This window comes from Sodalis sp. (in: enterobacteria) (assembly GCF_047607725.1).
Classification (GTDB): Bacteria; Pseudomonadota; Gammaproteobacteria; order Enterobacterales; family Enterobacteriaceae; genus JBLKSS01.
On the sequence record NZ_JBLKSS010000054.1, the window covers coordinates 1 to 11,177 of the forward strand.

9 protein-coding genes, 3 tRNA genes and 1 pseudogene are annotated in these 11,177 nt (G+C 52.8%); 10 read left to right on the forward strand and 3 right to left on the reverse strand.

Annotated elements, in window-relative coordinates:
• Positions 1 to 143 precede the first annotated feature (143 nt).
• From ACMX3H_RS05785 to ACMX3H_RS05795, 3 genes and pseudogenes are all read left to right on the forward strand, one after another.
• Positions 144 to 443: pseudogene (locus ACMX3H_RS05785) on the forward strand (recombination factor protein RarA); the annotation flags it as partial.
• A 120-nt stretch (positions 444 to 563) separates the two neighbouring features.
• Positions 564 to 1,856 (forward strand): serine--tRNA ligase, encoded by a 1,293-nt coding sequence (gene serS / locus ACMX3H_RS05790; protein WP_415210131.1) that lies wholly within the window; start codon positions 564 to 566, stop codon positions 1,854 to 1,856.
• Between the two features lie 169 nt (positions 1,857 to 2,025).
• Positions 2,026 to 2,550 (forward strand): hypothetical protein, encoded by a 525-nt coding sequence (locus ACMX3H_RS05795; protein ID WP_415210132.1) that lies wholly within the window; start codon positions 2,026 to 2,028, stop codon positions 2,548 to 2,550.
• Between the two features lie 327 nt (positions 2,551 to 2,877).
• On the opposite strand, the gene ACMX3H_RS05800 is transcribed toward ACMX3H_RS05795, so the two are convergent.
• Entirely contained in the window at positions 2,878 to 3,003 is a 126-nt protein-coding gene (locus tag ACMX3H_RS05800; RefSeq protein ID WP_415210133.1) for a hypothetical protein, read from the reverse strand.
• Positions 3,004 to 3,950: 947 nt separating this feature from the next.
• On the opposite strand from ACMX3H_RS05800, the gene ACMX3H_RS05805 reads away from it, so the two are divergent.
• Complete coding sequence (locus tag ACMX3H_RS05805; protein WP_415210134.1) at positions 3,951 to 4,931, forward strand: hypothetical protein; 981 nt, start codon at positions 3,951 to 3,953, stop codon at positions 4,929 to 4,931.
• 258 nt (positions 4,932 to 5,189) lie between these two features.
• On the opposite strand, the gene ACMX3H_RS05810 is transcribed toward ACMX3H_RS05805, so the two are convergent.
• Both ACMX3H_RS05810 and ACMX3H_RS05815 read right to left on the reverse strand, forming a co-directional pair.
• Complete coding sequence (locus ACMX3H_RS05810) at positions 5,190 to 5,519, reverse strand: GlpM family protein (protein ID WP_415210138.1); 330 nt, start codon at positions 5,517 to 5,519, stop codon at positions 5,190 to 5,192.
• 125 nt (positions 5,520 to 5,644) lie between these two features.
• Positions 5,645 to 5,869 carry a DUF2594 family protein gene (locus tag ACMX3H_RS05815; RefSeq protein WP_025245199.1) on the reverse strand — a complete coding sequence of 75 codons (225 nt, stop codon included), beginning with the start codon at positions 5,867 to 5,869 and terminating at the stop codon, positions 5,645 to 5,647.
• Between the two features lie 658 nt (positions 5,870 to 6,527).
• Here ACMX3H_RS05815 and uvrY point away from each other — a divergent pair.
• The 6 genes from uvrY (at position 6,528) to ACMX3H_RS05845 (ending at position 10,836) form a co-directional block, all read left to right on the forward strand.
• Positions 6,528 to 7,184, forward strand: a complete 657-nt coding sequence (gene uvrY / locus ACMX3H_RS05820; RefSeq protein WP_415210135.1) for a UvrY/SirA/GacA family response regulator transcription factor — start codon at positions 6,528 to 6,530, stop codon at positions 7,182 to 7,184.
• Positions 7,177 to 9,009, forward strand: a complete 1,833-nt coding sequence (gene uvrC, locus ACMX3H_RS05825) for an excinuclease ABC subunit UvrC (RefSeq protein ID WP_415210136.1) — start codon at positions 7,177 to 7,179, stop codon at positions 9,007 to 9,009. Before uvrY ends, uvrC begins: the two co-directional genes overlap by 8 nt.
• A gap of 58 nt (positions 9,010 to 9,067) precedes the next feature.
• Positions 9,068 to 9,616, forward strand: a complete 549-nt coding sequence (gene pgsA / locus ACMX3H_RS05830) for a CDP-diacylglycerol--glycerol-3-phosphate 3-phosphatidyltransferase (RefSeq protein ID WP_415210137.1) — start codon at positions 9,068 to 9,070, stop codon at positions 9,614 to 9,616.
• A 144-nt stretch (positions 9,617 to 9,760) separates the two neighbouring features.
• Positions 9,761 to 9,835 (forward strand) — tRNA-Gly (locus tag ACMX3H_RS05835).
• Positions 9,836 to 10,660: 825 nt separating this feature from the next.
• A tRNA-Cys gene (locus ACMX3H_RS05840) sits at positions 10,661 to 10,734 on the forward strand.
• Between the two features lie 16 nt (positions 10,735 to 10,750).
• A tRNA-Leu gene (locus tag ACMX3H_RS05845) sits at positions 10,751 to 10,836 on the forward strand.
• Positions 10,837 to 11,177: the final 341 nt, after the last annotated feature.

Here is an 11,177-nt window from a genome sequence, read left to right on the forward strand (position 1 = left end):
TTAAAGTCCAGCGGGAAATTTGGACGACGTCTTGAGGGTTTTGGTGGGGTTTGTTTCATGAATTGCGCCCATTAAAAAAATAATGGACATCATCTTCAATAACTTGATGGGGAATTAACAGACGGCGCTGGGCGTACGCTTACGTCTATACCGCCTTCAAAGCGGCGATGCGCGATACGCGCGAAAAGGCGGATTACGATGTGCCGGCGCATCTGCGCAATGCCCCGACCCGGTTGATGAAAGACATGGGCCTGGGGGCGGAATACCGCTACGCCCACGATGAACCCAACGCCTACGCCGCCGGCGAAGACTATTTCCCGCCCGAAATGGCGCATACCCGTTACTATCAACCCAGCTCACGCGGGCTGGAGGGCAAAATCGCTGAAAAGCTCGCCTGGCTGGGCGCGCTGGATCAAAATAGCCCGACAAAACGCTACCGATAACCCCACCGTTGCGGTAAGGTTAGCAGTGCTGAATTCATGACGCGGCCCCGCTCTGGGCGCTGCGCGGCCATAGACTTACATCGTAAACATACATCAGATAATCATAAGCACAGGACTAGCATGCTCGATCCCAATCTACTGCGTAACGAGCTCGACGCAGTCGCCGAAAAATTGGCTCGCAGGAAATTTAAACTGGATGTGGCGACCTTGCACCAGCAGGAGGAGCGCCGCAAAGTGCTCCAGGTGGAAACCGAAAATCTGCAGGCTGAACGCAATGCCCGCTCCAAGGCCATCGGCGCCGCGAAATCGCGCGGGGAAGCTATCGAGCCACTGCGCCAGGAGGTCAATCAGCTGGGTGAGCGCTTGAGCGCCGCCAAGACGGAACTGGACGCCCTGCAGGGCGCGATCCGCGACTACGCGCAGTCGCTGCCCAATATCCCCGCCGACGAGGTGCCCGACGGCCGTGATGAAAATGACAATCGGGAAGTGTCGCGCTGGGGCGAACCGCGCCAGTACGATTTCCCCATCCGCGACCACGTGGAGTTGGGGGAAATGGCGGGCGGGCTCGATTTTGCCGCGGCTGTGAAGCTGACCAGCGCGCGTTTTGTGGTGATGCGCGGCCAAATCGCCCGCCTGCACCGGGCGCTGGCCCAGTTCATGTTGGATCTGCATACCGAGCAGCACGGCTATCTGGAGCATTATCTGCCCTATCTGGTGAAGCACGCCTCGCTGTACGGCACCGGCCAACTGCCGAAATTTGCCGAGGATCTGTTTCATACCCAGCCGCTCAGCGAAGAAGCGGAAACCAGCGCCTATGCGCTGATCCCGACCGCGGAAGTGCCGCTGACCAACCTGATGCGCGACGAGATCATCGAGGAAGACGCGCTACCGCTGAAAATGACCGCCCATACGCCGTGCTTCCGCTCCGAGGCCGGCTCTTACGGGCGCGATACCCGCGGGCTCATCCGCATGCATCAGTTCGACAAAGTGGAAATGGTGCAGGTGGTCAAACCGGCGCAGTCGATGCAAGCGCTGGAAGAGATGACCGGCCATGCCGAAAAGGTGCTGCAATTGCTGCAACTGCCGTACCGCAAAGTGCTGCTGTGTACCGGCGATATGGGCTTCGCGTCCTGTAAAACCTACGATCTGGAAGTCTGGCTGCCGGCGCAGAATACTTACCGCGAAATCTCCTCGTGCTCCAACATCGGGGACTTCCAGGCGCGCCGTATGCAGACGCGTTACCGCAGCCGGACCGACAAAAAGCCGCAGCTGGTGCATACGCTGAACGGCTCTGGCCTGGCGGTCGGCCGCACGCTGGTGGCGGTGCTGGAAAACCATCAACTGGCCGACGGCCGCATTGAAATACCGGCGGTGCTGCGGCCCTACATGAACGGTTTGACCCATATCGGCTAAGGGTCCGACGTTCGCAACGCGCCCGCTGAGGCGCGTTTTTTTGCGCACAATCAAGCATGCTTCCTGTTGTTGCGCAAAAAATGCGGCGGCACATTTTGGCTGATTGACTTTTTATGCCGTGGTGGCATGATGGGCGTAATCTCTTCTCTGAGGCTGCGTTTCCCATACCATGTCCGCCTATTCTCGCCCGGTGCTATTACTGCTCGCGGGCCTCTTATTATTGACGATTTCCATTGCCTTGCTGAACACGCTGGTGCCGCTCTGGCTCAGCCATGCCTCGTTGCCCACCTGGCAGGTCGGCCTGGTCAGTTCGTCCTATTTTACCGGTAATCTTGCCGGTACCTTGCTCACCGGGGTGCTGATTAAACGGTTTGGCTTCACCCGCAGTTATCATATGGCCTGTTTGATGGCGCCGGCGCTGTTTGTGCTTGGCTGCTCCGGTTTTACCCTCTATCCGGTGGCGATGTCCTGGGCCTGCGAAAAGGTCAGCCCGGATGAACTGGTCGCCATGAACCAGGCGCTGTTGCTCAGCTATACGCTCGGCAGCCTGTTCGGTCCGTCGATGACCGCCATGCTGATGCAGCGTTATTCGGATCATCTGCTGTTTGTCATGATTGCGGCGGTGGCGCTGGTATACCTTGTGATGCTGCTGCGCAAACCGGATCGCCATCATACGCCGGTGGCCACCGCCTGAGAGCGTAGCCGGCTTAGGTGCATCCTACCGATGACCGAGCCGGCGTGAGCGCATCTGCTCCCCGATGCCTAAGCCGACGCCGGCACGCTTTTCCCCGCGGCCGGCGGGCTTTTCTGACGCCAGACACGCCTAGGCTTGCCGGCCCCGAGTCCGGTTTGGCGTCGGTTTGCTGATCCCAAGTCTCGTCTGGCGTCCATCTGTTGACCCCGAATCCAGTCTGGCATCGGCTGGCGGACGCCGCGGAGGCTGTCCTGCCGCCGGCTTTTTGTCCCAGTGCGGTCTGATTCGCCGTTGCGCGGTTGAGGGGCGCACAACGGCTCCCTGGCCCTAGACGTTTTCCGCCAGCGTTTGCGGCAGCGCGCTCGGCTGCATCTGCGCCTGCTCGTCATCATCGTGACGCGTGAAGCGCCAGCAGCGGGTATGATAACGCGTGACGCTATTGCGATGCGCCACGCTAACCAGCGTAATGTGCGGCAAGGTGTTAATGTAAGCGCCCCGTGGAGGACGTCTTGAATTATTGGTGGGTTTGTTGTATGAGACAGTAAACCTACGTTACACGCTTATGCTCATTGTATTGATTTTAATAACTTTTATTCCCATCTCGGTTTGAGTGATATGAAATTAGTGGTTCTGAAGTTTGTGATAGTGTCCATTAAAATTTAAGTGGACACTATCATCGCCGGATTATCCATGATCTGACAGCCGTCCCTTATAGGATGCGGGTTCACTAGGCATCGTAGTGGAACATATTCTTACCGAGCCATACAACAAACCCACCAATAATTCAAGACGTCCTCCACGGTGCGCTTACAAATGAAATGCGGTCGACCGCACAATGACAAGTTTATATCTTTCATGCCTGTCAACAGCGGCATTGATCAAACTTCAGAATTAACCCGTCCTTTTCTTTATGTAATAAGTAATAAAATTGCTGATATGTTATGCATTATAAGTCAATATTATTTCGTATCACAAAAATGAGAATGTGGCGTTCATCAGACCCGTCTGCCCGTTATTTATCTGCGTAACGTCATGCTTTGGTTATCGGCGATGGCATCAGAGCACATTAGGCTAAGTTTGCCGGCAAGTTCCCGCGAACAGGGCGGCGAAGTACGGATTTCACATGCCAGCCGGCAAGACGTGAAAATAAATCAACCTCCTGTTTTTACTGGTCATTCACTGACAGCGACGCGTCATCGCTGCGAACTGAAAAAATATTTACTGAAAAATAATAAATCTATATCACCATTTTTAAATTTAGCGATATAATCAGAATGCCTCCCAGCAGGTCGGTGATAAATAAAAAGCACACTGAACACTTTAAAAGGGAAACCTGTCCAATAGATTCTTTAGGGAGTGATTGCGTGCGCGGGTACGCCTGTCCCCTTTAAGGTAGCACCATGAAAGATGAAAACGCTCGGATTATTCATGACAATACATTTGAGGGGGAAATACCTTCCTCAAAGATTGAACTCTGGCGCTCTGGTGTCAATGCCTCTCTGCTACAATCGCATTTTACCCGTTCGCAGGTGGATATCCTCAATTGGAGTGTCGAAGCGCATCATTTTGATATTTTTATCTGTGGGCATATACAGGCCACGGGGCAAACGTTTGTGAATTTTCCATCACACGGAGGTGATTTAAATGATCATTTTTTGTTGATCATTATGCTGGAAGGGGGCATAGAGGGTAACCTGGGACGACTTGCTTTATCCCTTGAGCCTGAAGATATTCTGCTGATAGATGTTTTGCAGCCGCTTAACTTAAAATTGAAAGAAAGGCGCGACACGTCGCTGGCACACGTCATGTATGTCGTCATTCCGCGCCAGCTATTGGTGGAGATTGACGATACCGCTTCGTTGCATGGCAAGGTAATTCGCCGTGGCGAAYTACTCAATAAACTTATCGCCAGCCATGTTCATCAACTTATGGCGTACAGCATTGACATCACCGCCACCGAGGCAAGCCGCATCGCCCGACCGGTTATTGATTTTTTGATAAGCGCCATCAAGACCTCGGTCAGTTTCGGCCAGCCGCTGATTGCGGATACTCGGCTGTTGGTGATTAGCCGCATCTGCCAGTACATTCATCAGCATCTGCAATTACCCGGTTTGACCGCGGAACTTATAGGCCAGCAGTATGGCTTATCCCGTTCATCATTATATCGGTTATTTGAGCCCTATGGTGGCGTGCCGCCCATATCCGCAAAAAACGCCTCACGGCGACGACGCGTATGCTATTGCACCCGCGCTATAGCCGCTGGCGCATTGCCGAGATCGCCTATTATTTGGCATTTAGAGCCGGCCACGTTTAATCGTCTGTTTATCACGACCTATGGGATCACACCTTCACAGGCGCGTAAACAACGCCAGGATATATAGGCGTTGGATGCGATGGAAGAATCACAGGTCGCGTGGTTACGCTCGCTATAGCGCGGCCCGCATTGTCACATCACCGTCAAGGCGCGGACGGCGAGCCGCAGCTGCAGGAAATTAAACTGCTGCAGGTACAGTTTCCAACATTTTGCGGGCTGCCGTGCGGTACAGGTTCTGAGGTTCGCGTCGTGGTGGGTGATGAATCGGCGCATCCGGTTAATGACAGACCAACAAACGCAATAAAGACAATTATCCCGATGTTTTTCATGGTTGTCTCCAGAGAGGGGTTCGCTGAGTATAGTTCTTTTTCGCAAAAGCTCGCGAAATTCCCTCGCTGGCGCTGGACAGCGGCAGGCACATGGCGCCGACAAATCCATAAAGGGATATCAGGTAGACCAGGTAGGGGATGACGGCCCAAATACCAAAAAGAATCGTCATGCGCAGCGCTTCGGAACCGACGATATAATGGGCGAGAAGCGCAAAGGTGGGAAAAAGCGGCAACAGACCGGCAATATAGTAGTTACGGGTTTTGGACAGTAGCACGATTAGCACCACCACTAATGCGCCCAGCAGGGCTTTGAACAGCAGCGTCATGACAATAAAAGAAGTCGGGGAACCGTGGCAAGAGTCTACCACGGTGCCGCCAGGATATAGGTAAGCGGGTAAACGATCGCGACGACCGGCTGAGCCGTCCTGGCCCCGCGGCGCGGGAGGCGTCTTTATTGACGATAGGCGTGGGTTATCTGTTTTACGGTACTGGTAAATACCGCTTGCTGTTCGGGATCATCAAGCTGACTGATGTATTTTTCCATTTTTATGATGACTTTGCCGGCATCGGCTTGCCCAATGGCTTTTAACAGCAGTGACATCATCGCCTTCATGCAGTTAAGCTCTTGCGCAAGTACCGCGGTTTCGCTATCGGTGGTAAATTCAACGTTGCCCATTATTGTCCCCGTTATCAGTGATCATTAAGACTGGCGCCTCGCTTGGCGGACCGCTACGCGTCGGCGGTGGACGCCATGTGCGCTGATTATAACAGGTTTTGTTTTATAAATTTAACTGATGTTGGTCATTTATCTCGGGCAAATTGCGGCAGGTTAAAAAAACGCCACTCTTCCCCAGGTGTCCAGTCCTCGCCAGGCGTGGCGGATTAAACGGAGCGGCAATATATTATAATTAACTTTAAAGTTTGAATGTACGCTAAAAGTAATAATTTATAAATAATTATTCTTTAAAAATATGTATATGAAATGATTTATGATAATATTGCCTCAACGAAAGGAAAATCATAATAAACTGATTTTTAAGTAAATTTCTTATGGTTTTGTTCGCTTTTTAAGCAGCTCGGGTCTTGCGATGGACGTGCAGACGTTGTGACAAAAGAGGGGAAATGGGCAATTCCCGACGGCTACACGAATTTTGGTGAAATCTCCTTGCGGTGCAATAACCTATCTGTCTAAAATAAGCCTGCGCAGGCGACACTGCTGAATTTTTCCAGTATAAGCGAATAATCATTTTTCTTTATTTACTTAAAAGCTGTAATATAAGTCTTAAATATTTGATTCGCTTTACATCACTCCCTCTTTTTTGGAGAATTTCTCTTTGATAAGCGTTTTTCTTGTTGATGACCACGAATTGGTGCGCGCAGGGATACGACGCATTCTTGAAGATATCAAAGGCTTCAAAGTCGTTGGCGAGGCACACTGTGGCGAAGAGGCGGTAAAGTGGTGCCGCAACAATTGTGTCAACGTCGTGTTAATGGATATGAATATGCCGGGCATTGGCGGGTTGGAAGCCACGCGCAAAATCGTGCGCTTTTCGCCGGATATCAAAGTTATCATGCTGACCATTTACACAGAAAACCCATTACCTGCTAAAGTAATGCAGGCCGGGGCCGCAGGATACCTGAGCAAAGCCGCTGCTCCGCGCGAGGTCATCTGCGCCATTCGCGCGGTGAACGCCGGTAAACACTACATCGCGTCCGATATCGCCCAGCAGATGGCCCTGAGTCAGCTGGAGCCGCAGGCGGAAACCCCCTTTGAATGTTTGTCCGAACGGGAACTCCAAATTATGCTGATGATTACCCGCGGGCAAAAGGTCACCGATATTTCGGAGCAGCTCAATCTGAGCCCTAAAACCGTTAATAGCTATCGTTACCGGATATTTAGTAAACTAAACATCAGCGGTGATGTAGAATTAACCCATCTGGCCATCCGCCACGGGTTGTTCAATACGGAGATTTTATTAAGTAGTGACTGACAGTTTTAACGCCAAACAATTTCTGAGCACCGTGACCAGCCAGCCTGGCGTCTATAGCATGTATGATGCATCCGGTACGGTGATTTATGTCGGCAAGGCTAAAGATCTGAAAAAGCGCCTGGCGAGCTATTTTCGTGCCCAGGTTGCCAGCCGCAAGACCGAAGCGCTGGTGAAAAGCATTCATCATATTGATGTGACCATCACCCATACGGAAACCGAAGCGCTGCTGCTTGAGCATAACTACATTAAGCTGTATCAGCCACGCTACAACGTATTGCTGCGCGATGATAAATCCTATCCCTTCATTTTCCTCAGCAGCGACGCGCATCCCCGCATCACGTCCCATCGCGGGGCCAAGCATGCGAAAGGGGATTATTTCGGGCCATTTCCCAATGGTTATACGGTAAAGGAGACGCTGGCCCTGTTGCAGAAGCTGTTTCCCATTCGCCAATGCGAGGACAGCGTGTATCGCAACCGTTCACGCCCGTGCCTGCAGTATCAGATAGGTCGCTGTCTGGGGCCCTGCGTACACGGGCTGGTCAGCGATGAGGAATATCAGCAGCAGGTGGAATATGTGCGCTTGTTCCTGTCAGGCAAAGATCAGCAGGTGCTTAATCAGCTTGTAGAGCGGATGGAACTGGCCAGCCGCGCGCTGAACTTTGAGGATGCGGCGCGCGCGCGCGATCAGATCCAGGCGGTGCGCCGCGTAACGGAAAAACAGTTCGTTTCCGGCGACCGGGAAGATCTGGACGTCATCGGCGTGTCGTTCGACGCCGGTATGGCCTGCGTCCATGTTCTGTTTATCCGCCAGGGGAAAGTTTTGGGTAGCCGCAGCTATTTTCCAAAAGTGCCGGCCGGTACGGAACTGGCGGAAGTGGTGCAGACGTTTGTCGGCCAATTCTATCTGCAGGGCTGTCAGATGCGCTCGCTACCGGGAGAAATTCTATTGGATTTCACGCTGCCTGAGAAAACGCTGCTGCCGGCGTCGCTGAGCGAGCAGGCGGGCAGGAAAATTCAGATCCAGACGCAGCCGCGCGGCGACCGCGCCCGCTATCTAAAGCTGGCCCGCACCAATGCCGCGACGGCGCTGGTGACTAAACTGTCGCAACAGTCGACGGTACATCAGCGTTTAGCCGCTCTGGCAGAGCTATTGGGTATCGAGCAGGTCAACCGGATGGAATGTTTTGACATCAGCCATACGATGGGGGAACAGACTATCGCCTCCTGCGTCGTCTTTGACGGCAACGGGCCGGTACGCGCCGAATATCGCCGCTATAATATTGAAGGCATAGCCCCCGGCGATGATTATGCCGCCATGGATCAGGTCCTGCGCCGCCATTATGGTAAGGCGCTCGAAGAAAAGAAAATCCCCGACGTGGTGATTATCGATGGTGGTAAAGGTCAATTGGGTATGGCCAAAGCGGTGTTCGAGGAGTTGGACGTACCTTGGGACAAATCGCGCGTAGTGTTGCTCGGCGTAGCAAAAGGCGTAGACCGCAAGGCCGGCCTCGAAACGCTGTTTTTGGAACCACATGGCGAGGGAATAGCGCTGCCGCCGGATTCGCCGGCCCTGCATGTGATTCAGCATATCCGCGATGATTCGCACAACCATGCGATTACCGGCCATCGCAATAAACGTGCTAAGGTAAAAAATACCAGCGCGCTGGAATTGATTGAGGGTGTCGGGCCGCGGCGTCGACAGTCGCTGCTGAAGTACATGGGCGGCCTGCAGCCGTTACGCAATGCCAGCGTGGAGGAAATTGCCCAAGTGCAGGGTATTTCAGGCGCCTTGGCAGAAAAAATATTTAATGCGTTGAAACACTAGCGGCAATGTAGCAACATACTTGTTATTTCCACTCCGGCCAGATAGTTAACAAAGCACTATGCAACTGAATATACCGACTTGGCTTACCCTGTTCCGTGTCGTCATGATACCGTTCTTTGTTCTGGCCTTTTATCTGCCTTTCAAATGGGCGCCGTTGAGTTGCGCGCTCATTTTTGTCCTGGCGGCGGTGACGGATTGGTTTGACGGTTTCCTGGCCCGTCGTTGGAAACAAACGACCCGCTTTGGCGCATTTCTCGATCCCGTCGCGGATAAAGTGATGGTCGCCACGGCGCTGGTGCTGGTGGCGGAGCATTTTCATTCCTGGTGGATAACGCTGCCCGCGGCGACCATGATTGCCCGTGAAATCATTATCTCTTCATTGCGTGAGTGGATGGCGGAGATAGGCAAACGTAGCAGCGTCGCGGTTTCCTGGATCGGTAAAGTGAAAACCACCGCGCAAATGCTGGCATTGGTGGCGCTGCTGTGGCATCCGGACGACATCGTATCGGCGATAGGTATCGTCGCGCTGTATGTCGCTGCGGTGCTGACTTTCTGGTCAATGTTCCAATATCTGTATGCCGCGCGGCACGATTTGTTCGAGCATTGAGAGAAGCGCTGTAAAAAACAGCAAACGCGTCGGCGATGACTATTTTTGTATTGACTCATACGGCGAGGTCAGTAGAATGCATCGCACCGAAAGCAACCACGGTTGTTCGCCGATAGGTTTGGTAACCAGGTTGTTGATAGTCATGCGGGAATAGCTCAGTGGTAGAGCACAACCTTGCCAAGGTTGGGGTCGCAAGTTCGAGCCTCGTTTCCCGCTCCAAATTCCAGTTGGCCGGTGTAATTCGTTCATCGGCTGACGCTGAAAGGACCCATATGGGTCCTTTTTTGTTGTCGCTCGCTCTACTTTATCCCCAGGGTGTCATGCCGCTTGCGGCTGCCCGTTTACACTCTGCCTATCAGACCCTGTGCTTCTGCCTCACAATAACCCCTGTTGTCTAACGCCAATCCCTGCACAGGGCACGGCGTTCGCCGGCCGGAGAGCGCTATTCCCTGAGATGCTAATGGTGAGAGGGGGCCCCGGCGGTGACACCTATCACTTTAAAGTTAAATAGACTGTTGCCATGGCGCAAGCGTTGGCTGTTTAGGAGATAATGCCTGGCACCTGGCCAGCATCTGGCCTTGGCGTTTGGCGTGAGGACTTCAGCTTAAGGCCGTCTGGCGGGGCGCCGGCGGCGGGTCTCTGGTGAAGTGGGGTTCACTCCAGTTAAACATAAGCGGTGTCGGCAAGGGGCTGTCCCTCATCAACAGTTTTCGCTCACCTGATGGGGATGGAATAAGGCCAGCCAGTCGTGCGCTGGGCCAGCGGCCGAAGAGCATTGTTGTAGCAATCGCCCCATCCTCTAAGGTTTGTCCGCGGGAAGGAAAAGACGGCAATTTTTATTGCGGTGCCCGGTTGGCTGTGATGTAACCATCTAAACGTCCCGTGCCAAAAAAAGCTTGCCATCGCTGCTTAGGCAAGCCATAATTGCGTCCATTCCGAAACGCGGAATAAACGAATTGTCTTTATGATCAGCTAGTTGCATGGTAGTGATTCGGCAATTTGCCGATAAAGCCCGCTGCAGGACAAAGACAAGGGATGAAATTAGGCGCGTTGGCAGAGTGGCCATGCAGCGGATTGCAAATCCGTCCACCTCGGTTCGACTCCGGGACGCGCCTCCAGTTTTGATTTCCCGACGCCCGGGTGGTGGAATCGGTAGACACAAGGGATTTAAAATCCCTCGGCCTTTGGCTGTACGAGTTCAAGTCTCGTCCCGGGTACCACACAGAAAAAATCATAATAATTAATAAGATGTCCTATATTAGTCCCCGCCGTTAAGGCGGTTTTTTTGTGTCCGAATCAGCTATTCCTAACATCATTTTTTCGACTTGAATAAAAATTCATTTTTTCTGACCACCGACGACGGGGACTATTTCTGTTTTTCTGTTGTACCGTGCCGTCTGTCCGATGCTTTTATGGTCGGAGTGCAGATTCCGACGTATCCGATCATCTGTTCCGGCGACATCCGATCAGTTATTCCGATATTTTCCGATCACCCATTCCAGTGATATTCGATCACGTGTTCGCTCATCTTCTGACTCAGTTTTAGTCTATTTTTCCTGTG